We start from the raw sequence: 25,609 nt of genomic DNA on the forward strand, positions 1-25,609 counted from the left end.
TTCAAGCGAAAATTGAGGAAATTTTGAAAGCATAGCACCGCTACGGTTGAAAAATTTGCTCAATTTGTAGCCGAAAAGATGGTGTTTTTCGACTTAAAATACTTTCGCAAGAAGTCTAATGTTAGAAATCCGTGTGATTGTAAACGACAATACTATTTTTGGAACAGGATGATTTTTGATTTTTTACAAAAAAATTATTTCATTGGCTTCCAAGGCCAAGGTTTTGCTTTTGTTTTGATGGCTTCCGTTTCCCATTTTAAAGCTAAATCTTTTGTTTTTTCTGGGTATTTGCTTGCCAAATTTATCCGTTCTGTTGGGTCGTTTTTCAAATCATATAATTCCCAAGCATTTTCGTCGGCATCACCAAATGTTTTCTGTTTTCGGGTTTTAGCAACCAATTTCCAGTCACCTACTCGAATAGCTCGATTAGCAGAATGTTCCCAAAATATAAAATCACGCTTAATGGGTTGATTAGTAAAAGCTGGAACAAGACTCTTTCCTTCCAATGCTTGTATCACATTGCCATTGAACTGCTTTGGATAATCTACACCAGTTATTGCTAAGCACGTAGCCATAATATCTATCAAATGAGACGGTTGATTTCTTAATTTTCCTTTTGCTAAAATACCTTTTGGCCAATGAATAATCAACGGTGAAGCTATGCCGCCTTCGTGCGTATATTGTTTATATCCTCTGAAAGGGGTATTGCTTACGTTTGCCCATTCTTCGCCATAAGTTGACCACGAATTGGCATCACCAGGCATTACACCTCTTCCACTTTGAATGAATTTGCCATCACGGGTATATTCAGGTTTTTTACCCAAAAAGATGTCATCTTGGGGTATTGGCTTTAAGATTTTTTGTACATCAGTAAGCGGAATTGTTGGTTTATCGGTTTCAACAGGTTCGGCACAGCCACCGTTGTCGTGCATATAAAAAATAATTGTGTTTTCTAATTCGCCTTTCTTTTCGAGTGCTGTAATTATTTTGCCAATACCCTCATCCATAATATCTACCATAGCAGCATATACTTCCATTCGTTTTACCTGCCAATCTTTAAGCGGTTCGTCTTTCCATGCGGGTATATCTACGCCACGGGCAGTAAGAACACATTTATCACTAATAATTCCTAATTTTTTGAGTTTACTGAAACGTTCCTCACGCATTACGTCCCAACCTTTGTCGTACATTCCTTTATACTTTTTCACGTCGCTTTCGGGTGCATGAAGCGGCCAATGGGCTGCAGTATAGGCTACATAAAAGAAGAATGGTTTTTGCTTTGGATGCTCTTGAATAATTTTTACAGTCGTATCACTAATGGCACGGGTATAATAAAAGTCTTTGGTTGGAGCAACAAAGGTATTGTTACTTATCAAAGTGCCTGGGTCATAATAACTTCCTGAGCCATTTAGTGTGCCAAAATAACGCTGAAAACCTCGCTGTAATGGCCAATTACTTTTATCCCCATTGGGTTTCATGTCTTTTGCAATATGCCATTTCCCTGTCATGTAAGTTGCATAACCCGCTTTCTGAAAAACCTCCGCCAAAGTTACTGAATTTTTACTCAAATCGTTCTTATAGCCTTCTTCTGCATAATTTTCAGTTGAAAGATGCCCCATACCAGCCTGATGCGGATATAAACCTGTGAGTAAAGAAGCACGGGTTGGACTACAACGAGCAGTATTATAAAAATTAGTAAATCGCAAGCCATTACCTGCTAAACGGTCAATATTTGGCGTTTTGATTTCTGAACCAAAACAACCAATATCCGAATACCCCATGTCATCAGTCAGGATGACAATGACATTTGGCTTTTTGGTTTGTGCGTTTACTACTGAATATTCACACAAAAGACAAGTTAATAAGGCAAAGAAACACAGGACTTTAATACTAATTTTTGAATGTATCATAAGAAAAAAGATTGAAATCTTAAAAATTACTTGTCGGCTACACATCTAAACCCCAAATGTTCCATGCCCGAATCTGGTGAACTTTTCATTCGGGCAGCCACTCTGTATCCGCTACAATAAGATTCATTGCATAAAAACGAACCACCACGCATAGTTCTTTTCGGCACCAATGGTTCGTCTGGGTCATAACTACTATTGGGGCCTTTTGGGTTTTCAATTACTTCGATTTTAGAAATCTGGGTATAGTAATCATGGTGATAAAGGTCTGCACACCATTCCCATACATTGCCCGCCATGTCGTACAAACCATACTTATTAGCCGCAAATGATTTTACAGGCGATGCACTATAAAAACCATCTTTTGTTTCATTTTTATAAGGAAAACTACCTTGCCAATAATTGCATTTATTTTTACCGATTTCCACGTTTTCGTTTCCCCACGCATAAACATTGTTTTTGAGGTTTCCTCTTGCGGCAAATTCCCATTCAGCTTCGGTGGGGAGACGTTTGCCCGACCATTTGCAATAGGCGTTGGCATCATCCCAACTGATGTGAACCACAGGAAATTTCTCTTTGCCTTTGATATTACTTTTTGGCCCTTTTGGGTGTTTCCAATCTGCTCCATGTGTCCATTGCCACCATTGGCTATAATCTTGTAGGTTTACAGCACTTTGGGTGGGTACAAAAACTAATGAAGCCGCTTTGAGCATTTCAGGCTCTGGTTTTTTAGTGTCAGGTGGTAAAGTTGATTTTATTTCCTCCCAGTTTACATCTTTTTCGGCGGTTGTAACATATCCTGTGGCTTTTACAAATTTCGTAAATTGTTCATTGGTAACTTCTGTGGCATCCATATAAAAGCCATTGAGTTTAACTTTGTGTTTGGGAAGTTCGTCGCTTCTGCCTTGCTCATTATCAGCACCCATCTCAAAAACTCCACCCTCAACCCATACCATTCCTTCTCGACTTTGAACACTTTTTGTTGCAGTAGAATCTGCATTCTTACTTTTTGCAGCAAATCTGCTTGGTATTTTAGTAGTGCAACAAGTTATTGCTTCTGCTTTTTGCTTCTCTTTATATTGGAAATAAAAAAATGAAGCTCCACCAAGTGCAACAACTAATAATAAAACCCATTTTAAGTTTTTCATATAAAAAAATTATTTCAGCCAATTTACACCAACATCTTTTTTATTCACAATTTTTTTAGAATTAAATTCCATAATTTCTTTTTCTGAAAGTTTGATTTGATGAATTTCTAAACGCTGATTGATGGCATCAATTACCAGGTTAAACGCATTTAAATATTAGAAAGTAATCGATTAAGTATTTGTCATTCCAGCCAGCTATTTTTTTTCGATTTTTGATACTCTCATTATCGGGTATTTTATTAAGTAATTGAAGCGATAACTTTCGAATAATGGCTAAGTTTTCGGGAGCATTTCCAGTTTTTGTTCTTTGTAAATCCTCTCTACAAACGACATCTAATTTCCACGGGGTCGCCCGTGCAATGTAATTTATTTTCAATGCTCCAATGGTTTCTAATATAGGTATTAAAATCCTTGGGTTCACGAGCCAAATCACTGAGATAAAAACGGGTTTCGATTCGTCCACTTCCGAAGTCAATATGCTCATTTTTAATGAGTTGGGGCTTTATTTGAGCGAATCTTTCACTAACTTGTTGGTAAATATGTTTGTTGTTTTTCTTTAATGCTAATATATAATAGCCCTGTTTAGAAACGATTAAATCAGCATTTTTGAGTTCACAAGCTATTGCATCAATGGTAACAATACTGTTTTTCAAATCAAGGCTATTGAGTAACTCACGAACAGCCGTTTTTTCATTAGATTTGGTATCCACTTTTTGTTGCCCAAAGACCAATTCATGGTCTGACGCCCAGGCAGTCAGCAAGCAAAGACCTGACTTTTTAGACCCTGATTTTGCAGTTGCTCGTAGAACTTTACCATCAATACCAATATGTGTACATTGCTCATTAAGCGTCGATAAAATTTCTTTTGACCAACGATAAAGACAGTTCCCAAAAATATCTTTATCTAAAAATTTTAGCACTCTATTAAACACGGTCCGCAGCTGCGGTATCATGGGACAGAATACCATTGGGTAATTCCAAAAAGGTCTTTACAAAAGATTCTTTTTGAACGCCATACATAGCAATTTCTTCAAAATCATCCGCTCCACAAACAACGGAACAGCCGGAAATTACTAAAATATCTAATAAATTATGCTTTTTACGTCGATTTATGCGAAAATCGGGAACGTCTTGAAAGAAAGTTTGCCAGTTCATCAAGCAAAGTTCCTAATTTGATATTTAAATCGCTTTTTTTAATGCGTTTAACCTGTTCTACTAATTCTTTTACTCGGTTGAATGATTCTTCATATTGAGTAATATTGTCTGGACGAAGGCTATCGGAACTTTCTTTTTGTTCTGTATAATCGAGGCTATCTAAACCTTTAAACTCTGACCTTAGATAAGAATAGGCTTCATTGCGAACACAACGAAAAAGATAAAAACGATAGGAAGAATTGATAGAATTGTAGGCTTTTTTGGTCCAAAATTTAGCGAAAACATCACTGACAATATCTTCGGCTATTTCTTTAGAATATACATAACGCACGGCATGGCTGCATAAGGCACGATGGTAACGTCGAAATAATAATTCACAGCCTTTTTCGGGACTTTGGTTAAAAGCTTGCTTGATAAAAATCTCATCGGCTGAAAAAACGGAGCTTCTGCCATCCAAATCCGATTGTTCTTCAGAATTTTTTAAAATAAAAAGTTTAGATTCAGAATTAGGGGTAGAAAAGTCTTTGGGTAATTGCTCCTGCATTGATTTTTGATTCTAAATTATTTCAAAGAAATACCTCTTCAAATATACAAGACGCTTGTTTTATAAAATACCCTTAGTCAAAATATAATATTTTTTGTTTTTTATTGAATTTTTGTACTATCCGGGGTCTCCCCTACTGTTAGTTTATGAATGATTGCCTTGATTGCAAAATAAAAATGGATATAGTCTCCTTCGGTTTCATTTAATGCACCGCTCGAACTACATAAATCATACGCCGAACGCAGTTTTTTTCAAAGCTATAAATCGGGTTTCCATTTCTTTGTTCTAAAAAAATGAAAATTGCATTTGACAATTGAATTCACCTAACAAAAACAAAACACTAAATTAGTGTTTTGTTCGTATATAAAGCGTCTTATATTTGAGGGAGTTTTCAATTCCCATTCAATTAATAAATGATTGCGTTAATGATTATTTGGACGTAAGTTGGGTTTTCAAAATCAGTAATAGCATGACCTGGTTGGCTATAAAAAAGCCATCCTTTTTCAACAGGCATGTACCATGCAGCTCTGTCTTGCATCCAAATATTGCCTGATTTATCTTTGATACGAAGACCCATTAAAATTGTTCGTGGACTAAGATTGTGCTGATTGAGGTATGCTTCGGTGTTTTGTAATTCAAAGCCAGAAAGTCGTTTCTCCTTTGTTTCGCCTTCCCTTTTGTAGGCTATTTTTGCAGGATATTTTATTTTGTTGGTGGTAATAAAATGTTTAGGAGCTAAATTTACTACTTCCATATTGATGTCGCCGACGTACTTATAACCACCTTCTTTAACATCTTTTTTAGGTAATTCAACGCCTAAAAAACTAAACCAATCTTTGTTAGACTTCTTAAAAGTGCTGATTGTATGGTGTAAACAAATCAATCGCCCTCCATTTTTAGTATAGTTTATAAATTTCTCTTCTGCTTCGGCAAACAATTCTTTATGAATATACACTATAACCGCCTTATAGTCAGTCATTGAGGCCGGCATTTCTTTTTGAGTAATAATTTTACTCTCCAACTGTTCAGCATTTTTAAATGCTTTGACTAATACTTCCATCGCAGGTATTTCATCTGCAACAATTAAAATATCTTGTGCTTTTACTTCTACGTTCCAGAAGAAAATGAGCAATAATCCGAATTTAATTACCTTAAACATTTTATCTATTTTTGAGTAAATTGGTTGAACATCTTAAACTTGCTCTGTTCCAAAAATTTGACTCACCGACTTTTTTTTGAAAATTGGTGATGTAAAGGCGTTTTTATTGAGTTTGAAAACCTAAAAAATTTCAATTCACTTCGTTAATTTTCCCTTCAACGGGGAGTGTTTTCAAATATCAATGCCGAAAGCGAGCTTTTTCAGGAATTTTAGACTAAAAATTGTTCAAATAACTCAAAATCTAAGCCCATCGGGCTATTCCTGTTGAAATCTTTCAGCTTTCTTTGTTTAGTATTGTCTTCAAAACTGCTGTACGGTTCTTATAAATACTTTCTACTTTATCCATACTCACTTTTAGTTTTTCTTTTGCTTTTCCATAGTCTTTCCAAACTTCCCGCAATCGGTTGGTAATTTGTGTACCTGTTGTATTATCTATTTCAAAAACCCAATCTTTGAAATCTAAATCGTAATACATTTGACCTTTGATGGTATCTTCAGGTTGACGTATATAAAAGCAGGGCGTTCCGTTAGCGGCTGCTATAATTGGCGAATGACATTCCAAACTCAAAACAGTGTGAGCTTTTGCATAAATCGAAGCGGCTTCATCGGGCAACCAATAGCCCCTCTTCACGATAAACGGTTTTACGTCTTCAGGTAATGGATTAATGAGCAATTCATCCATCAGCTCAACTGCATAAGTCATTTCTGGACAAACAAGCACTTTATTTCCTGTTTCACGCACCCAAGCAATCATGGCATCACGCAGCTTTGCGTGGTCGATTTCCTTATATTTTTCGTTGGTTTCTTCTACTTGTCTTACTTTTTCAGCACTCCAACCGTTATTGTTTGGATTGAATTTATGGTAGGGTGTATAGCGTAACCGTGGAACGGCACAAATAAACTTTTTGTCTTCCAAGCCATGTTCTTTTAGGAAACTAAAGCCTCGTTTATCATCACGAATATTCATAAAAAAAGTAGCATCGGGAGCAAACTGCACATGATTTCCTGCGATACCAACTTTTTTCAAATCTTCGATTGACTTTGTTTCTCTGGTATAAATAAAAGACGCTTTCTGCAAAATACTTTGGTGATACTGACTTGGTTTTTCGAGTGTTGTTCCAAAAACACCGAAAGGTTTAGTGGTATGTTTCATCCAACTTGCTAAATTATCAGCTCCTACCAAAAGTGGTCCTGAACCGTGAATCATCAAATCAGCTTTTTTGAAAGCCTCCATAATTTCAGGGTTATCTACATCTTTGTCTTTATTTACACCACCATATATGATTTTTACTTTTGGAAAATTTTTATTGAGCAATTTTTTCACTTCTTCGCCATTACTCTTTTTCCAAAGAATCACTGTTGCTTTTGGAATAAAGGTTTCTAAAACGTGAAGCAACCCCGGTGTGTGTCCGATGTCTCCAATATTTACATCTTGCCAACCCGAAACCAACAATATGGTCGGATTCTCCTTTTTCGTTGAGTTAGCGATATAAGGGGCAAGTAACATGCCTATTGAAAATAGACTCGTTTGTTCGACAAATTGTCTGCGTTTCATAAAGTTAATTCTAAAATATACTATCAAATATTATTGAACTTCGTAAGCACCACAATCTACCGATGCTCCTTTTGGACGGGTAACTCCTTTTATATCTTTGGGCGAAAAAATACTTTTCGTACCTGCATCAATGGCTGGACTACCTACTTTAACCGAAAAATTAGCCACCGCACCATCAGCAGAAAGAGTCACAAATTGAGGGTCTATCACTTTGTCGTTTGCTCCTTTTATTGCTACTTTTCCTACAAAATAAATATTATAATCGTAAGTTACACTCGTGTTTTTATTGTTAGAATTGCAATTCCCTCCAACTTTGCTGTAAATAATATTGTTCACTATTTTTACATCTTCACAAGTATTGGCAAAAATATCAGCGTATGTAAGCATAATTTGGGCATTGTTATAGGCTGTATTGTTAACAATATCAATGTGGGCAGCATCAAAAGCGTGAATCCCCGAACCACCATTATTAAAACTCACATTGTTTTCAACTAAAGTTCGACCTTTATATGCTTTATCGGTAACATTAGAGTTGTAAGGACGGTGATTTACGTCAATGATAATTCCATTCCCATCGCTCAATTTTTGTTGGCTAATCCAAGGTATAGTTGTTTTATTATTATAACAAATATTGTTTCGAACAATATTTTTATATCCAGTATTTGAATCACTATCGAATGGTGTTAAAATACTAATTCCACTGCCACCATACATCATATACCAAGCATTGTTATAAATAGTATTTCCTTCAAATGTGTTATAATCTGCTTGTATTGAACTCAATCCGCCACCAGGAAAATCATGTATTTTACAATTACGTATAACAATATGATGTGGGAATTTTGACTCGGTATTTGGACCGCCAATACTAATTCCATTCATGTTATACGTTGCGTACAAACTATTGTTGGTTCCTCCACCGAGTTTATCATTATAAGAGGCCAACGCATCGTTATAGGTCAGATTTTGATTGTTTCCTTGAAACTCAATGCCCTCCACAACGATATAAGAACCGTTAATAGAAACCGCATTCCAAAAAGCACCCGAAAATAAAAACTTAGGAGAATGCCCTTTATAAGCTTTGTAAGTGATGTATTTATCGGCCGTTCCAGATTTTAAAAGTTGAATAGTGGTGGTAGGAAGATAGCTACCATTCATTATAAAAACAGTATCGCCGGGAGCGACTAAATTTTGCCCTGCGGTTATTGTTTTTAATGGAGACGAAGTTGATAGACCATTATTGGCATCTGACCCTGTTCCATCTGATATATAATAACTTTTTGCTAAGGCTGTCGGTACGGGCGGTTGAAGTGGTATGACGCTTATATTGACCACTTCTTTTTGGTCGCAACCATAAAGGGTGGTGGTAAAAAGTGACAATCCTAAAAGGGTTATTTGGAAATTTCTTTTCATGTAAAATTGAGAATATTAGATTTGTTTATGAAACATTTTAAAATAAGATTTCTCCCGTTTATTTTTTGATTATATTCTTTCCAGTGTAGCTGTATCAAGGGAAAACTGTCGTTGCTGCGAATTTTTTTTTAAATTTCAATATGTAAACATGTGCATACTAATGAAAATCGCCAAAGGATTTCGGGTTTAAACTGAATTCCTTTGGCAATTTTCTCGCAATTAAAGCAATGTTCGTCTATTGAAAACTCCACTTATACTTTTACTTCCCAATTTTTTTCGTACTCTCTCGACCAAAGTTTCATGGCTTCTTTGTCATTCAAAATATGCCCATTTGTTGGGTCACAGTTGAGCGTTCTACCAACTCGGTACGAAATATTGCCCAATTGCGGGAGCAAAGTTGATTTGTGTCCTTCCAAAATTGGTGCATTAATGGTTTCTTTTCCTCTAATTGCCTCACAAAAATTTGCTAAATGCAGGCCATCCAACAATTCGGTGGGACTTACTGCATTTTTTGGGTCGAAAGGCGTATCGTCTTTTACTTCTGACACCAATTTATTTGATCCATCAAATATTTTATAGCTATTTGCTCCTGTATAAGTGATTGTACCTTTATCTCCGTAAAAAATCACTCCTCTCCCACTACCTTCCGAATTGAAACCATTGCAACTTCTACCTTCCCAAGTACAACCTGTGTTATTAGGAAAATGATATGTAATAGTCTGAGTATCAGGTGTTTCCCAATCGTCTTGAAAATGAAAACGTCCACCACCCGAAACTACTTGGGTCGGAAAATCTACTCCTAAACCCCAACGAATAACGTCTAATTCGTGCGTACCATTATTGAGTGCTTCACCCGTTCCCCAATTCCAAAACCAATGCCAGTTATAATGCACCAGATTATCTTTATATTCTCGGCGAGGTGCTGGTCCTTGCCACAAATCAAAATTAAGGTTTTGGGGAACTGCCACTAAGCTTCCTTTTCCGATAGATTTCCGATTGTTGACATACCAACCACGAGCAAAATAAACACGTCCGATTGCTCCACCATGCAATTTTGCAACCATGTCTTTTACATTACTAAATGTACGACGCTGACTACCCATTTGCACCAGTTTTTTATATTTATTGGTTGCTTCTACCAACATTTCTCCTTCATGAGGATTATGACTACATGGTTTTTCTACGTAAATGTTTTTTCCTGCTTGCAAACCCATAATTGCGGCTGGCGTATGCCAATGGTCTGGGGCTGCAATTGCCATTCCGTCAAAATCTTTTTTCTCCAACATTTTGCGAACATCACTAAAACCTTGCGGCTTTTTGCCTGTCATCTTTTCGATTTCGGCTATTGTTTTTGCCAAAACGTTTGCATCTGGGTCACAAATATAAGCAATTTCGACATTTGGTAATTTGGCAAATGTTTTAGCCAAAAACATTCCTCTGCTATTTGTTCCCATTATTCCTAAAATTACTTTTTCGTTGGGAGAACCATGAAAAGCAAATAGGTTTGAAGAGGTAAGCACACCTGCACTTGTAATAGCTGTTTGTTTGATAAAATCTCGACGATTTTGCATTGATTTAATTGATTTGGTTGATTCAAAAAAATATTCAATTATTTTGCTAAATGTACTTGCCTATTTTTATTCAAATATGGTACTCAAATATAGTCATTTGGTTTATAAAGCTCTGCTGAAAAGCAAGAAATTACTGAGTTTTTAAAAAAAACAAACATTTGTCGCCAATCTCTTGTAATGCTTCCTCTGGATTATTTGAAAAAGTAGATTTCATCATTTTTTCAAATATTCACACGCATTTTACGAGAGACTTTCTTGTGAGTTATTATAAATTAAAAATACTCATTTTATTGGGAATGGTATAATTAGACTTGTTGATTGTAAATGTGTTTTAGCAAAAAGAAATTGAATATTACTTTACCAAAGTGGATTCTGAACCAAACCTTTTGCAATATTTAATTCGCTTTGAGGAATTGGATATAAATACATTTTGGGACTAAAAGTACGATCTTCAACCTTGATTGGAGTATATTTAAAAGTATTATCGGAGTTCCTGATAATTTCTACACCCATTAATGGTTTTCCTAGATAATTAGGGCCTTGCATCCATCTACGAACATCCCAAAAGCGGTGGTCTTCAAAAGCAAATTCAATACGTTTTTCGTTACGAATTCTTTCTCTCGTTTCAGCCTGTGACAAATCAGCGGGCAATAGAGGCATTGCAATTCCTGTTCTTGTTCTAACAATATCAATATATTTTTTAATATCTGCGTTGCCAGGACTCCATTCGTTTAGAGCTTCAGCAAAATTCAGATATATCTCAGGATAGCGGAAAACAATCCAACTGTGCACCCCTGTATTTCCATTCAAAAGATTCAAACTTTCAATTTGGTATTTTCTCAAATAATACCCGGTTTTTGTTGCATTAATTATTGGTTTTGCATCAAGTCCGCCAGTAAAAATTTGAAGGTTTCGGGCAGGTGTACCAAAAGATGTATTATTTGTTGCTATTGTTAAAGCCAAACGTGGGTCACGATTAGCATAAGGATTAGCTGCCATTTCGGGGTCGTTCCAATTAAATTTTACCGCTGAAGTTGCACTTACTTTAACTTCATAAGCATCGACTAAATCTTGAGACGGCGTATTTCCACTTTGCCCTAAATTAAAGCCAATTGGTGAATTATTTTTTTCAAACTGATTACCAGCGGCGGTACTTCTGGTAAATATAATTTCGGCATTATTAAATGTATTAAAAAGACTTTTATAAGCACCTAAAGTCGGTATAGCACTTGCATCAATCACAGCTTTTGCGGCATCTGATGCCGCTTTCCAACGAGCAGCACGGTCGCCAGCAGGCAGTGAAATTAATGCTGGATTAGCATATCCTCCTGCCCAAGTCGGGTTATTGAATAACTCGCTGGCAGCATACAATAAAACACGGCTTTTTAGTGCCAAAGCCGTCAATTTGGTAACTCTACCTAAATCATTGGCAACTACATAAGGTGGAGTTGAAGCATTTAAAGGCAATTTCGCAGCAGCAGAATCGCACTCGGCTGTAATAAATTGCAAACATTCGTTCAACGAGCTACGCTGAATGTTTGAAAAATCATCGTCAACAGAAAGTGCATCGTTAATTATCGGAACACCACCATAGCGTTTTACTAATTCAAAATAAAAATATGCTCGTAAAAACCGTGCTTCGTAAGTCCACCTTTTAATAGATGCAAGGTTCGTGGTATAAACCGATTGTGCAGATGGAGACGGGTCAAGTTTCCAAGGGTCAAGGTTTATTTTACCTGTAGAAACTAAAAACTGATTCACCTTACGAATGCCTCTATAATAATTGCCCCAAACTAAATCAGGGTTATTGATGGCGTTCCAACTACCCGAATTAAAGCTTTGTACTGCATTGGTTTCGGATGTAAATTCGGCTTCATCAGTTGCTGATGCCATCATGGCAGCACCGCCAATATACAATGTACCATCAGGAATATCAGAATAAATGGCATTTAATAATGATTGAACATTACCAAAAGATTGCTCTATTTCCTTTCTTCCAATGGTTGTTACAAATTCTCGGTCAAGTTTTTGGCAGGCACTAAATGTACCAAGTGCAAAAACGATTAACACATAAATATATTTTTTCATTTTAAACTTAGATTTTAATGAATTACAATTGGATTTTCAAGCCGAGTGTTATTGTTCTGGTTACAGGATAGCCGGCTAAAGATTCTGGGTCACCATAAGGTATCTTATCTAATGAGAAAAGATTTGTACCATTCATAAAAACTCTGGCGGTTTTGATTTTAACTTTATTCGATAAAATAGCTGGTAATGTATAGCCAATTTCAGCACTACGAAGTTTTATGAAACTACCGTCGCGTTGCCAAAAAGATGAAAACAGATAATTATTTAAGTTATCCTTTGAAGATAACCTTGGATAATCGGCTGTGGTGGCAGTTTCTGGAGTCCATCTTCCGAGAGCGATTGGTCCAACTTGTCCGTTTCCTTGAAAAGCCTGAAAAGTATTTCCACCCAAATAAACAGTATTACCAGTCACTCCTTGAAAAATGAAATCGGCATCAAAAGCCCTATATTTCAGTCCCGTATGTAAGCCTACAACTAAATAAGGCAAACCAGCATTTCCAATAGCAATTCGGTCATTTCCATCAATAATACCATCTGGTTTTCCGTCTGGGCCGCCAATATCTTGGTATTTAATATCGCCTGCTTTAATCACTTCGGTCAAAACTCCTGGCACACTTCTGAAGTCAGTTGCTCTTTTAGCAATATCTTCAATGCTGTAAAATCCGACAGCTTTCAAACCAAAGGGTTGTCCGATTGAAGTCCCTGTAGCGTATAAGGCTGTATTTAATTGAAGGGACTCAGCATTGAATACAATTTTGTTTTTTGAATATGAAACATTGGTTTCAACAAAAAACTGAAGGTCATTTCTGATCTTTTTATTATAGCGTAATGATAAATCAAAACCTTTATTATTGGTTTTTCCTTGGTTAAGGGTTGGAGTGACTATACCTAAAAACAAAGGTGTTGTACCATTGGAAGCAACTAAAATATCATAGCGATCACGGTTAAAATAATCGAAAGAAACATCGAAGTTTTTAAAAACTGTTGCCTCAATTCCTATGTTCAAGGTTTTTTCTTTCTCCCAGGTTACATTCGGATTGGCAACAGCATTTTCAGCAAATCCACCCACAGCGGTATTTCCTGTACCAAAAAAGTAAGAACCACCACCAAATGTTGGCGTATAAGCATAACGAGTAGATAAACCTTGTGATGCAATAATGTCATTCCCGACAAGTCCGTAAGAACCTCTTATCTTTAAATAATTTATCGACTTATTTTGTTTGAAAAATTTCTCATTTGATAGAATCCAACCTACTGAAGCAGCTGGAAAAAACCCATATCTTTTACCTGGAGCAAAAATCTCAGTTCCCATATAATTTCCCGAAAACGCTGCTATATACTTACTGTCATAAGCATAAGTAAAACGACCAGCTACACTATTGTGTTTATATGGGTCGGTTGAATTTGCACTAGGTGTAGATGGGTCTGATGCTGGACCAAAAAAAGTAATATTATCGGTATTGAACATTACCATCCCTGAAACGTCACTTTTACCAAAGGTTCTTTTATAATTCAAAAATGCTTGAATAATAGTATTGCGATATTGGTCGAGTGTTTCTTCAGCACCGCTCAAAGAGGTAAGTTGCCCGATAACAGGGCTATAAAGTGTATCGCCTAATACGCCTTTCGATATTGAATACCTTGGATATTGTTTAGATTTACGTGATCCTGATTCAAAATAATTATTAATCGATACAGCTGCCGAAGCACTCAACCCTTCGGTTATCATATCAAGTTTTTCTGTAAATTTCAATGAGGATAATATTGTACGAGAATTGTTTTTGTAAAAACCCGTTGAAAGTAAATTTGCTACTGGATTTGAATACAAAGCATTCCCACCAAAGCTTTTATTTGGGTTATACACCGGAAAGACATTAGGTGGCAAAGTTTGTAAAGTGTTAAAAGTTCCTCCAGTAGTATAATTATTAGGATTATCGGTTTGCTCTATCGAACCTGCAATTTTGAACTCAGCTGATAAATTAGCATTCAACGAAATATCTAAATTTGTACGAAAGTTATACTTTGCATATTTTGAATTAGAGCTTTCGGCGTCTAAATCTCCAAATTTCTTAAACAATCCTTGACTTTGCAATGCATTGAGCATGACAAAATACCTTACGTTTTTATCTCCCCCATTGAAAGTCAAATCGTAGTTTGAAACGGGTGAAGTTTTCCTTAATACTTCATTGTACCAATTTACATCAGGATGAAAAACAGGGTCTGTGCCATTTTGATAGGCTTCCAAATCTGCCGTAGTATATTTGGCTTGTAGGCCGTCATTATTGAGAGCCTCATTATACAATACACTATAATTATATGCTCCCAAAAACTTAGGAAGATATTGTGCTTGATTGAATCCTTGTTTGGTGGTAAATGAGATTTTCAAAGGCCCTTCACCGCCTGTTTTAGTTGTTACTAAAATCACACCATTTGCAGCTCTTGCTCCATAAATAGCAGTAGCTGAGGCATCTTTCAAAATAGAAATAGATTCGATTTCTTCGGGCATTAATTGCATAAAGGCATTAGCTGTACCCGAACCATTACTTATAAAACCATCAATTATATACAAGGGAGCGTTGCTTGCACCGCCAAATGTATTTACGCCACGAACAAAGAGATTCGGAGTAGATGCACCTGGCTCTGAGCCTCCTTGCGTAACAGACAAACCTGCTAACCGGCCATAAAGTGAATTACCAAGATTTAATGTAAAGTTTTTTTCCAAATCACTTCCAAGAACGGTTGAAATAGCACTCGTTATATGTTTGAGTGGCTTAGTGCCAAACCCAATATTTACTGCGTTTGATTGATGAGATACTTTTAAGGTATCCGTACCTTTAGCATTCTGATTTGTACTTTTTTGTGCTTTCAAAAATTGGGTTATAAGCAAACTGAGGAGTACAAATAGGGCTACTTTTTTTGTATATTTTAGTTTCATAATAATTTAAAAGACAGGTTAAAAAAATAAACCATAAACTTGAGAATTACCAACCAGGGTTTTGTATTAAATTCCCTTTTAGCACTTCGGTTTGTGGAAAAGGGTGTAAATACATGTTTTTGTTGAATGTTCTGGTTTCAAAAGTATATGGTTTCCAAGCATATTTATAATTTGCCGACGTTGTACCTGATCTTGTGATTTGTAAACCTTCAAAAACACCCTTCATCACCCCTTCTTCTTCGGCAATTAGCCAACGTTTTACATCCCAAAAACGATGGTCATCATTAATCATTTCAATAGCAATTTCATTTCTTACTCGCTGTCTGAATTGGTCTTTGGTAAGTCCTTTTGCAAGATTAGGCATTCCCGAACGTGTCCTTATTGCATTTACTGCATCATAAGCTTCTTGCACTGGCCCCGATGCTTCATTTAATGCCTCTGCATAGTTGAGATACAGTTCGTTTACCCGAAATATAATATCATTCATCACGAAATTTCCAGTTGTAGCATTTCTTGGAATATATTTTCGTAGCCAAACACCACCTTTGCAATTAGCATAATCTTTACCACCATTATAAATTTGTGCAATAGGGTCACGAGCTGTATAATATGAGTTTGTATAAGTCATTGTTTGCTTGAATCTTGGGTCTAATTCTGCATATTTTGACATTAAATCAGTACCCCCAGCAGCATCCCAAGTCTGAGGTGTTCCATCAAGTTTTTCGTATTTTTTGTAAAAATTAAAAGGGACACTTATGCCACTCCAAAATGAGCCAAAACAAGCAGCGTTCCAAAATGTCAGAGGGGCATTTCCTATGTTTGTAATACCTCCCGCCCCTGTTGAACCACCTTGATACATCATTATTGCCTCCTTATTATTGTTTGTTTCCCATGAAACTCGGTAGTTGCCTAATGGTCCGACTGTTCCATTATCTAATTCTTTCGGGTTTCTGTTAGCTGGTTCATCAATTAAACCGTAACCATTTGCTAAAGCTAAATCTAAAGCAGTTTTTGCTGCGTCGGCAGCTAATTTCCAACGATTATTATCAACATTTCCATAGCATATTAATTTATTATCAGCAGCATTTTCCATGCTTAATACAGGTGTAGCGGTATTGTATTGAGGGCTGGCTGCATATAGCAATACCTCTGATTTTAGTGCCAATGCTGCCACAGAAGTGACTCTCCCTGTTTGAGATGCAGAATAAGCTATTGGTAAAAATGGTGTAGCCTCATCAATATCTTTCACGATAAATTTTACACAATCTTCAAACGAACTTCGTTGGATATCTACCTTTACGCCTGCCTCAAATACTTTGTCTATAATCGGAACACCGCCATAGCGTTTGAGCATTTCCATATAATTTAAGGCTCGCAAAAACTTCACTTCGCCCATAACTTGTTTTTTGTAGGCCTCATCGGCGTCTGGAACTTCATTTGCCCTTTTCAAAACCAAATTTATTTGACGAAGGGCTATCCAGCGAATGAAATATCTAAAATCTTCTACATTTACAATATTTGCAGGAAGAACCGTGCCTTCATTCCATCTATTATTATTCACAAATGATGCCTCAGAAGCATCACCTTCGTCGCTAATACTCGAACTTGGATGAATACAATCGGTATTATTTACTTGTGAAAAGGGAATATCACCTTGGGTTCTATACCGAAAGTTTGAATGCACACTGTACTTATAAATAGTTGCCATAAAGATTTCTAAACTGGCTTTATTAAGAAAAACATTGTTTTCAGTTAAATCTACGCCAGGTGCTTTGTCTAAAAAACCTTTGTTGCATGAAGAAGAAATTAGGCAACAAATAACTAATAGTATATATACTTTTTTCATAGTCGAAATTCTTAAAAATTAATATTGAGACCTGTATTAATTGTTCGCACAAGTGGATAAGGTTCGGTATTGGTATCACCAGTTGAGGTATTTTCGGGGTCAATACCTTGGTACATGTTTTTCCAAGTAAACAAGTTATTGGCGTTTATGTATATACGACATGAGCTAATACCAAACTTCTTGAGAACAGTGGCATTAATTTTATAGCCAACCTCAGCATTTTTTATACGTATATAACTGGCATTTGCCAACCAAAAAGATGAACCCGCACCGTTAGGATTACTACTCACCGAAAAACGCGGAAAATTGATTGGTAACCCAGCGGCATACCTCTCGGGTGTCCAGCTTTGGTTCATATAGCTTGCAGAGCCCTCGGGTGGGGCTTGGCCATAACCCGTACCTCTCTGAAATCTTGTATAATAATGTGACACATTGCCCACACCTTGAAACAAAACTGATACATCAAAGCCTTTGTAGTTCATGCCCAAAGTTGCTCCAAATGTTTTTTCGGGAACATTTGAATATCCAATTGGAACTTGGTCAAAGTCATCAATTTTGCCATCACCATTATAATCCTTATAGATAAAATCACCAGGTTGTATTTTATTATTTGAATACGAATAAATTGGTCTGCTTGCACTATTTACCTCATCTAAAGTATTATAAATTCCTTCGACAATTAATCCAAAGTTTTGTCCAAGTCGCTGACCTGTACGGTTTTGGTATTCATATTTATTAGGAACTTCATCTCTAAAAAGAACTTTATTTCGTGCAAAGCTGTAATTTGCCGAAATACGGTAACCAAAATCACCTTTCTTGTCTATGAAAGTAATCTCGCCTTCATAACCTTTATTCTCCATTTTACCCAAATTGCTGGCTGGCTGTGATAAACCTACGATAGAAGAAATGGTTTGTGGTGTTGCCAAAATATCACTTCGGTTTTCGCTAAATACATCAGCTGAAAACTTTATCTTGTCTTTCCAAAGTCCCATTTCTAAGCCAATATTTTGTTTAACGGCTCGTTCCCAAGTTACATCAGGATTTCCTGTTGCACCTTCTCTAATTCCCGAAAAACCACTGTAAGTTGTGCCAACATTACCAAAATAATAGACATTTCCAAAAGAAGAATAACTGGTTGGTCTATACAAAAAACGTGTTCCTCCAATATTATCATTACCAACTTCACCATAAGAGCCTCTTACTTTCAAGAAATTAATAAATCCATTTTTAGGAAAAAACTTCTCTTGAGAAGCTACCCAACCCAATGAATAAGCAGGAAAAAAGCCAAATCTTTTGCCCGGTGCAAAGTTTTCTGTGCCATTATAACCTACATTTACTTCGGCCAAATAACGTCCGTCATAATCATAAGTAGCCCGCCCCACAAAACTCTGATAACCTTTTGGCACTAAAAATGCCAAAGCTGGGTCAAAGGTTTTTTGTTGGTTATAAAGTAGTAACCCTGTTACATTATTTTTCCCGAAACTTCTTTTGTAGTCAAAGCCAAATTCAGCGGTAATTCGGCGGTTGTATGTTCCACTTTGGTTAAATCCAAATTGAGCTTCGGTAGTAGATGGCACATAATTTATTGTTCCATCGGGAAGCCTAACTGCCAAATAAGTTATCAATGTTTTTGTATTGACAACACTTTGGTCATTATAAGTTGAAATAGCCACATTGCCGTGCGATGAAAGCCCTTTTGTTAAAAAACTAAGGTCATAGTCAAATCTAAGATTGCCATTGAGGTAATTTCGGTAAGAACGTTTCAGCCCGCCCGCTAAATTAGGATAAAGTAAACTCGCATAAGGGTTGTTTTGTGAGCCTGTAAAAATATTCACCACTTTACCATCAACTACACCTGGTGTACTTAAAGGACTGGCACGAAACACATCTCCAACTACTCGCTCAGTGCTTGAGCCATTATTTCCACTTCTAATTTCTGTTTGAGAAGAAAGGTCGAGTGTCATTTTTAGGCGTTGTGTTAGCTCAAAATTAAAGTTTGAACGAATATTATATCTTCTAAAAACCGATTGAGGCGAAAAACCATCAACTATATCTTTAGTGTCTTTAAACAAACCCTCTTGGTTGAAAAAACCCGCCGAAACAAAGTATCTTACTTTATTTTGTCCACCACTAATATTAACATTGTGTTGAGATTGAGTTGATGTTTTTTTGAACATTACGTCTGCCCAGTTCATATTTGGGTAAAAAACGGGATCTTTACCATTGGCATACAATTCTATTTGTTCAGGTGTATATCTGGGTGCATATAAAGCCCCCGTTACATAAGCATCGGCCTTTAAGGCATCATTGAAGTGCGTTGCATAATCAGCACTATTCATCATCTCACGCATATCAGTAAATGAATTGAAGCCCTGATTGAATGTGTAACTAACTTTTGGCGGGCCTGACTTTCCTCGTTTTGTCGTGATAATTAATACGCCATTTGCTCCCCTGATACCATAAACCGCCGTTGAAGAAGCATCTTTCAAAATCGTTACTGATTCTATTTCGTTTGGGTCAATGTTATTATAATTATCTACTTGCACGCCATCAACTAAAACTAATGGGTCGGTATTGCCAGAAAAAGTTCCTATGCCACGAATCCGAATCTTTGAGCCATCATTACCCGGTTCTCCGCCAGATTGCGTTGCAAATAAACCTGGCAAACGACCCACCAACGAATTACTGATATTGGCTACGGGCGACTGAACAAGTTCTTTTGTTCCCATTGACGAAATAGCTCCCGTGGCATTTATTTTTTTCTGCGTTCCAAAACCTACAACAACAACTTCATTCAAAGTTTGGCTATCTGTTTTGAGATTAACAGTCAGAAAAGTTTGGTTGCCTGCTGTTACTTCTTGTGCTTCATAACCAACGTAGCTAAAAACCAAAATGCCATTTTTGTTAGGAATATTTATCGAAAAAACTCCCGCTGGGTCTGTAACAACGCCTTTTTGTGTGCCTTTGATAGTTACGTTTACACCAGGAAGCCCATCGCCTGTTTCAGAATCAATTACTTTACCTTTAATTTCTACAACAGCCATTATTGTAGTTGATTGAGCTAAATCAAAAGGTTTTTTTTCTAAAAAGCCAACTGAACTATTATTGTCAGCATTTGTGACTGACTCTTCAATTTGGTTACCCGTAGTTTTAATACTCTTAATCGGAAGAATTGTGTAACTACCATCACCTTTCAATTTCTTAAAAGTTAGGTTTATTGGAGGCAAAATGCGTTTTAAAATGCTTTCCAATTTGTCGTTTTCATTAATTGGCATAGACACCATTTTGCCCTCGATTAGCTCTCTTTGATAGACAAAGTTTACCTTGTGAACTATTTCTAACCTATTAAGTAAAAAAATAATACTGTTGGCATTCTCTTGTGGGTGCTGAGTTGTATGGTTTTTTTGCTGATTGGAGGCAAACGCAAATTGGGCGTAAGATTCTTCAACTTTACAAAAACTCAACAAAAGTAATGTTAAATAAAGAAGGAGAGTTTTTTTCATAGTGAAAATGGAAATTTAAGATTTATTGCTCATTCAACTGTCAAACAGACAACTATCTTACTTTTCCCGTTTTTCTATCACTTTTTTCTGAAAATTTTTAACTTTTTTAGTATTACTTAAAAATATAACCTTTTTCAGTCTTTTCAACCTCAACATCTAAGATTGTGGCGAGGTTTTCTACAAAATCATCTGTTGGTTTTAAACTTAGTTTACCTGTTAGTTTTTTGTTTAAAAGCAAGGGATTCTCAAATTGTATAACAATTCCATAAGTATCTTCCAGCATTTCCACAATCTCTGACATGGTTCTATCATCAAGTACTACAACAGATTCTCTCCAAACGTCATATTGTTCGGGTTGAATCATTTTTAATTGAATAGGTTGGTTTTTGTCTGAAACCGTAGCCATATCTCCAGGTTTCATTAAAACTGGTTGTGCATTTGATGTATGCAGTTTTACTTTCCCTTCGTGCAAAATAACTTTCGTTTGCTTCCGACGAGTACTAACATTAAATTCTGTACCCAATACTTCAACCTGTGCCTCTGGTGTATGAACTATAAATTTTGCTCCATTGAGTTTTGCAATATCAAAATAAGCTTCTCCATCTAACCAGACTTCCCTTATCGCATCATTTTTCAAATTGGGGGCTAATTTAAGTGTCGAATTTGCGTTAAGTGTTACAACCGAACCATCGGGCAGGTTAATTTTTTGGACTTCCCCATAAGCTGTTTGATACGATGTTTGTTGCTGATTCCACCAAAATATTCCAAACGAAAACACCAATAATACTACCGCTGCGGCAGCCCAATATGTTGGGCGATTCCACCAATTAACAACAAAGACAGGCTGATCAATATCTTCCAAAATTCTTTGTTTAAGTTTAGTAAGGTCGTATGTTGATGGTTCAAACTCTTGGAAGTGAAAAGTTTTTATATATTCGGTGGCAATATTGATTTCTTTAGATTTATTTGGATTGGCAACAATAAAGGAATTCCAAAATTGATTAGATTCATCTGTAGGGGAAATTACCCAACGAATAAAATCAGTATCCTTACAGAATTCTTCCACTTTGAAAGATGCATAGTTCATTTCAGTAATCATTTTTTTGATAAACGGACGAAGTATATGTTTTTCCCGTTTTTAGGATTTAATTTTTGGAGAAATATTGAAAAAAGAGCAATACTATCAATAAACCTTGTTTTTTGAATGTCTCCTGTAAATATCCTTTCAATGTAGTTAAAGCTACATTGATTGTATTATAAACACTTTTCATGGTGATGTCCATTGCTTCCGAAGCTTCTTGGTAGGTAAAACCTTTCATATATACCAAGTACAAAATTTCCTTTTGTCGTTTTGGCAGCTTGTTTAGTTCGGCAATAACAATTTGCTTTTGGCGTTCCAAGGTTTGCTCCTCAATTACTTGGCTTTCGTAAGGTTCAATCATAAACTCTGCATTGTCGAATATGTAATCATCCGAATCAAACTTATTGAGTTTAGTTAAACTATCGGTTAACCGCCGTCGCAACGAACGATACATATAAAAACGAATATTATCAGTAGGCCCTAATTGACTACGATGAGCATGTAAATGAAGAAAAAGCTCGTGAAGACAATCTTCTACTAATTGTTTATTTCTGACCAAATTATAGCCATACCTATACAAGTCAGCAGCAAACAACTTATAAAGTTGAGAGAAAGCATCCTTGCTTCCACTGCGGAAATTATCCCATAATGCAGCGTGTTCGGTAGGTGTTAATTTATCTTTTATCATGCTATTCTTTAATTGAGATATATGTCAATTAAACGAAAATAGACTACGCTATATCGGGTATAACCTTGCAAATCTATGGTTAGTGTTTAACAATTTCAAGAATATGTACTATTTTTTAGTAGTTTAGTAATAAATAATTTTCCGTTTATATTTTTGTTTAATGGATATTTATTAAAATATCAAACTAATTATTGCTATTTATTGATAAAATACCCTATATCAGCATAATAAACAGAATCGTTTTCTTTATTTTGAAATTTCACCTTTCCAATTTTAAATGCTTCTTCTTGATCTGAGTAAACAAGCATTGTAAAATCAAGGTTTACCTCTTTTTGTTTTAGATTTTCTGTGGCTGTTTTTATAATTGGGAAATAAATATTTGGTTGAAATAAATCATAATTATTATCAATTATTTTTCCAGTTGTTCGTGGTAAAATAGTTTAAACTCAGGAAATTATTTACTTTGGTTGTTTTGTTTTTTGGACAAAAAAATTGGTTACTTTTTCTTGAATTTCTTCGAAACCTTTTTCTTCAATTTGGTTTGAATGTATTTGAATTTCCCTCTTTCCAAGCGTAATAACTAAATAATTTGTCACTCATATAAGGTCTAAATCTGCTAACTGTCCTAAAACTTCTTTCAAATTACAATGTATCCAACTCGGTTTGAGTGGCATATTTCCTCCTGCTGGCGTTACTACAAAATTGTGTTCGGTCATTAAGTCATTTACCGATTCTGTCGAGCCACGTTTAAGGGCAGGCTTCAATGATAACTTTATCTCTATCGAAACTATTGGTTTCAACCCTTTCACCAATACCAAATCCATTTCAGCTCCATTTGTAGTTCGGTAAAAATAAGGTTGAATACCATCTTTTAGCTGTTGAATGATTTGCTCTATTACATAACCTTCCCACGAAGCCCCAGCAATTGGGTTTTGAGTTAAATCAGAAAATGACCTAACATTATGTAAATAATGCAAATTACCGCTATCACGAATATATATTTTGGGGCTTTTTACAATTCGCTTGCTCATATTTATAAACCAAGGTTCGAGTCTTCTAACCAAAAATGCTTGTTCAAGAATATCCACATAACGCTGCACTGTGGTATGAGCCAAGCCAAGCGAATTTCCAATCATCGAATAATTGAGCAATGAACCATGTATGTGCGAAATCATTCTCAAAAAATTATTGGTCAATGATGCCTGATTTGACATTCCTAAATTAGATAAATCTTGCTCGACATAAGTTTTAATGAAATTTTGTTGCCATTGCCCCCAAAACACATCCGTTGGAGCAAGTAAAGCATCAGGAAAACCACCTCTTAACCAATGAATATTTTCAGTAATATTCGCCTCCATTATTTCTAAATAGCCAATTGGAGAAAGCTCGTGATAAGCCACCCTTCCTGCCAAAGACTCGGAGCTTTTTTGTAAAAAAACAGGCGATGCCGAGCCTAATAATATAAATCTACCTGCCTTTCGATTACGGTCAATTAAGCCCCTGAGTTGTGGTAACAACGGCAAATACCGTTGAATTTCATCAATCACAATCGTTTTATCTTGGTTATTATCAAGTACCCAAGTAGTATTATTAACGAGTGTTTCGTAATCTTCGGCAATTTCTAAATCGAAATAGATCGAAGACTTATTCAACTGACTCATCAAGGATTTTACTAAGGTAGTTTTGCCTACTTGCCTTGGGCCTAATATTCCAACCGCTGGGAAGAACTCTAAGGATTTTAAAACCGTTGATTCAAGAATTCGCTTTATCATTAATCATGCAATTTGAATTTTAAAAATGCAATTTACATGAATAATTTGATTATTTATTCATTGTTTTTAAGATTTCAAGAATTACTCGTGAGATTCTATCTTTTTCAATTACCAATGAAACCCGACAAATATACCCTTTGGTTTGTTGAGCGGATTCCGTCATATCAAATAGTTATCTTCATATCATTTGTCATAAATTTTAACTTTGTTACTCTTCGTTAAAATAAGTCAAAAAAGTTTCATTTTTTACGAGAAAAAACCTTAAAAACCCTCTTACACTATGTGTAGAAAAAGCATACACTTTCGTAGAAAAAAGAAAGTTGAAATCATAAGTGCAAATTTTGCACTTATGATTTTCTGAAACATTTTTTTTGAAAAAAACTGTAAAGCAATAACCTTTTTCCTTGCTTTTTTTCTTTAAACTCAAAACCTGAGTCATATATAGCCTGTTCTTTTTGAGCTTGTTGTAGAATGTAGCGTTTGAAATCAAAAAAGCGTTCGAATTCCCTCTCCCCTATTCTGAGTATTCCACAAAGTTGTTCCACCGAAACTATAACTGTTCAGCACGGCTTTGGTAATTTCTTAAATAACTCAATTTCAAACTGCAAATAATAACTCTTAAACAAAATCAGTTTTTCAAAGCTATAAAGGCTAAACTGATTTTTCAACTTCAATAAATATTGATGCAAATTTGCGACTATTCGTAGTTTAATTTTCCACTTCCCTTCCAAGTATGTTTGATTAGATTTATTGTGGCTTGCTATGATTCTACAAAAGCAGATTCGCCTTTGAAACCACTAACAGCGATAATCTATCGAACATTTAACAAAATTTCTGGCTTGACTTTTATTCCATCAACTTTAAATCGGTTATTGCTGATTTGTTCAATAACAGCAATAAAAATATGTCTTTCAAACAAAAACATTTCATATTATGCCATGATTGAACCATTGTGTTGCTCACTAAGATTGACCGAAATATCATTTACTCGGATGATAATAGAGGCTGTTGGAATAGTAAATAATTGTTATTGATAACTTTGATTTGAAGCAATACGTATCATAGAAAGGAGATTTTATTTACACCAAATTTCTCGTTTTTACGATAAAAATACATTTTTTTGCAGATTATTTGTCCAATTTTTATTACTAACTTTAGTTACGCACACTGATTTAGTAGAGTATTATCAGCTTTAATAACTTGGAGTTTTTTCCAAGCGGCTTTTAAGGCATTCATTGATAATA

Annotated in this window: 17 protein-coding genes; all 17 read right to left on the reverse strand. The window is 35.7% G+C overall.

The genetic code is table 11. The features are described from left to right. Positions 1–194 precede the first annotated feature (194 nt). A complete protein-coding gene (locus ACH2CJ_RS15065) occupies positions 195–1,910 on the reverse strand; it encodes an arylsulfatase (protein ID WP_394993773.1) in 1,716 nt (571 codons plus the stop codon). A 26-nt stretch (positions 1,911–1,936) separates the two neighbouring features. Then, complete coding sequence (locus ACH2CJ_RS15070) at positions 1,937–3,055, reverse strand: formylglycine-generating enzyme family protein (protein WP_394993774.1); 1,119 nt, start codon at positions 3,053–3,055, stop codon at positions 1,937–1,939. 320 nt (positions 3,056–3,375) lie between these two features. Next, positions 3,376–4,023, reverse strand: a complete 648-nt coding sequence (locus ACH2CJ_RS15075; protein ID WP_394993775.1) for an ISAs1 family transposase — start codon at positions 4,021–4,023, stop codon at positions 3,376–3,378. Then, positions 3,980–4,210, reverse strand: a complete 231-nt coding sequence (locus ACH2CJ_RS15080; RefSeq protein WP_394993776.1) for a transposase family protein — start codon at positions 4,208–4,210, stop codon at positions 3,980–3,982. Before ACH2CJ_RS15080 ends, ACH2CJ_RS15075 begins: the two co-directional genes overlap by 44 nt. Next, complete coding sequence (locus ACH2CJ_RS15085; RefSeq protein WP_394993777.1) at positions 4,155–4,754, reverse strand: sigma factor; 600 nt, start codon at positions 4,752–4,754, stop codon at positions 4,155–4,157. Before ACH2CJ_RS15085 ends, ACH2CJ_RS15080 begins: the two co-directional genes overlap by 56 nt. Positions 4,755–5,160: 406 nt before the next feature. Further along, on the reverse strand, positions 5,161–5,913 hold the full coding sequence (locus ACH2CJ_RS15090) for a ThuA domain-containing protein (protein ID WP_394993778.1): 753 nt from the start codon (positions 5,911–5,913) through the stop codon (positions 5,161–5,163). A gap of 274 nt (positions 5,914–6,187) precedes the next feature. Beyond that, complete coding sequence (locus ACH2CJ_RS15095; RefSeq protein WP_394993779.1) at positions 6,188–7,468, reverse strand: polysaccharide pyruvyl transferase family protein; 1,281 nt, start codon at positions 7,466–7,468, stop codon at positions 6,188–6,190. A gap of 30 nt (positions 7,469–7,498) precedes the next feature. Then, entirely contained in the window at positions 7,499–8,881 is a 1,383-nt protein-coding gene (locus tag ACH2CJ_RS15100; protein ID WP_394993780.1) for a choice-of-anchor Q domain-containing protein, read from the reverse strand. A 251-nt stretch (positions 8,882–9,132) separates the two neighbouring features. Next, complete coding sequence (locus tag ACH2CJ_RS15105; RefSeq protein ID WP_394993781.1) at positions 9,133–10,452, reverse strand: Gfo/Idh/MocA family protein; 1,320 nt, start codon at positions 10,450–10,452, stop codon at positions 9,133–9,135. 357 nt (positions 10,453–10,809) lie between these two features. Beyond that, on the reverse strand, positions 10,810–12,540 hold the full coding sequence (locus ACH2CJ_RS15110; RefSeq protein ID WP_394993782.1) for a RagB/SusD family nutrient uptake outer membrane protein: 1,731 nt from the start codon (positions 12,538–12,540) through the stop codon (positions 10,810–10,812). A gap of 22 nt (positions 12,541–12,562) precedes the next feature. After that, complete coding sequence (locus ACH2CJ_RS15115) at positions 12,563–15,409, reverse strand: SusC/RagA family TonB-linked outer membrane protein (protein ID WP_394993783.1); 2,847 nt, start codon at positions 15,407–15,409, stop codon at positions 12,563–12,565. Positions 15,410–15,521: 112 nt separating this feature from the next. After that, on the reverse strand, positions 15,522–17,321 hold the full coding sequence (locus ACH2CJ_RS15120) for a RagB/SusD family nutrient uptake outer membrane protein (RefSeq protein ID WP_394993784.1): 1,800 nt from the start codon (positions 17,319–17,321) through the stop codon (positions 15,522–15,524). 11 nt (positions 17,322–17,332) lie between these two features. Further along, positions 17,333–20,824 carry a SusC/RagA family TonB-linked outer membrane protein gene (locus tag ACH2CJ_RS15125; RefSeq protein WP_394993785.1) on the reverse strand — a complete coding sequence of 1,164 codons (3,492 nt, stop codon included), beginning with the start codon at positions 20,822–20,824 and terminating at the stop codon, positions 17,333–17,335. Between the two features lie 112 nt (positions 20,825–20,936). Beyond that, on the reverse strand, positions 20,937–21,911 hold the full coding sequence (locus tag ACH2CJ_RS15130; protein ID WP_394993786.1) for a FecR family protein: 975 nt from the start codon (positions 21,909–21,911) through the stop codon (positions 20,937–20,939). A 58-nt stretch (positions 21,912–21,969) separates the two neighbouring features. Further along, on the reverse strand, positions 21,970–22,593 hold the full coding sequence (locus tag ACH2CJ_RS15135) for an RNA polymerase sigma factor (protein ID WP_394993787.1): 624 nt from the start codon (positions 22,591–22,593) through the stop codon (positions 21,970–21,972). A gap of 596 nt (positions 22,594–23,189) precedes the next feature. After that, positions 23,190–24,365 (reverse strand): ATP-binding protein, encoded by a 1,176-nt coding sequence (locus ACH2CJ_RS15140; RefSeq protein ID WP_394993788.1) that lies wholly within the window; start codon positions 24,363–24,365, stop codon positions 23,190–23,192. A gap of 347 nt (positions 24,366–24,712) precedes the next feature. Continuing rightward, positions 24,713–24,910 (reverse strand): hypothetical protein, encoded by a 198-nt coding sequence (locus tag ACH2CJ_RS15145; RefSeq protein WP_394993789.1) that lies wholly within the window; start codon positions 24,908–24,910, stop codon positions 24,713–24,715. Positions 24,911–25,609: the final 699 nt, after the last annotated feature.

The organism is Emticicia sp. (genome assembly GCF_043780375.1).
Lineage (GTDB): Bacteria > Bacteroidota > Bacteroidia > Cytophagales > Spirosomataceae > Emticicia.

What these genes read in the sequence shown, in the direction of transcription:
- ACH2CJ_RS15070 (WP_394993774.1), bottom strand. Translation starts at nt 3,055, where the DNA reads ATGAAAAACTTAAAATGGGTTTTATTATTAGTTGTTGCACTTGGTGGA.
- ACH2CJ_RS15090 (WP_394993778.1), bottom strand. Translation starts at nt 5,913, where the DNA reads ATGTTTAAGGTAATTAAATTCGGATTATTGCTCATTTTCTTCTGGAAC.
- ACH2CJ_RS15140 (WP_394993788.1), bottom strand. Translation starts at nt 24,365, where the DNA reads ATGATAAAGCGAATTCTTGAATCAACGGTTTTAAAATCCTTAGAGTTC.
- ACH2CJ_RS15120 (WP_394993784.1), bottom strand. Translation starts at nt 17,321, where the DNA reads ATGAAAAAAGTATATATACTATTAGTTATTTGTTGCCTAATTTCTTCT.
- ACH2CJ_RS15100 (WP_394993780.1), bottom strand. Translation starts at nt 8,881, where the DNA reads ATGAAAAGAAATTTCCAAATAACCCTTTTAGGATTGTCACTTTTTACC.
- ACH2CJ_RS15135 (WP_394993787.1), bottom strand. Translation starts at nt 22,593, where the DNA reads ATGATAAAAGATAAATTAACACCTACCGAACACGCTGCATTATGGGAT.
- ACH2CJ_RS15080 (WP_394993776.1), bottom strand. Translation starts at nt 4,210, where the DNA reads ATGAACTGGCAAACTTTCTTTCAAGACGTTCCCGATTTTCGCATAAAT.
- ACH2CJ_RS15130 (WP_394993786.1), bottom strand. Translation starts at nt 21,911, where the DNA reads ATGAACTATGCATCTTTCAAAGTGGAAGAATTCTGTAAGGATACTGAT.
- ACH2CJ_RS15095 (WP_394993779.1), bottom strand. Translation starts at nt 7,468, where the DNA reads ATGAAACGCAGACAATTTGTCGAACAAACGAGTCTATTTTCAATAGGC.
- ACH2CJ_RS15075 (WP_394993775.1), bottom strand. Translation starts at nt 4,023, where the DNA reads ATGGTATTCTGTCCCATGATACCGCAGCTGCGGACCGTGTTTAATAGA.
- ACH2CJ_RS15110 (WP_394993782.1), bottom strand. Translation starts at nt 12,540, where the DNA reads ATGAAAAAATATATTTATGTGTTAATCGTTTTTGCACTTGGTACATTT.
- ACH2CJ_RS15065 (WP_394993773.1), bottom strand. Translation starts at nt 1,910, where the DNA reads ATGATACATTCAAAAATTAGTATTAAAGTCCTGTGTTTCTTTGCCTTA.
- ACH2CJ_RS15125 (WP_394993785.1), bottom strand. Translation starts at nt 20,824, where the DNA reads ATGAAAAAAACTCTCCTTCTTTATTTAACATTACTTTTGTTGAGTTTT.
- ACH2CJ_RS15085 (WP_394993777.1), bottom strand. Translation starts at nt 4,754, where the DNA reads ATGCAGGAGCAATTACCCAAAGACTTTTCTACCCCTAATTCTGAATCT.
- ACH2CJ_RS15105 (WP_394993781.1), bottom strand. Translation starts at nt 10,452, where the DNA reads ATGCAAAATCGTCGAGATTTTATCAAACAAACAGCTATTACAAGTGCA.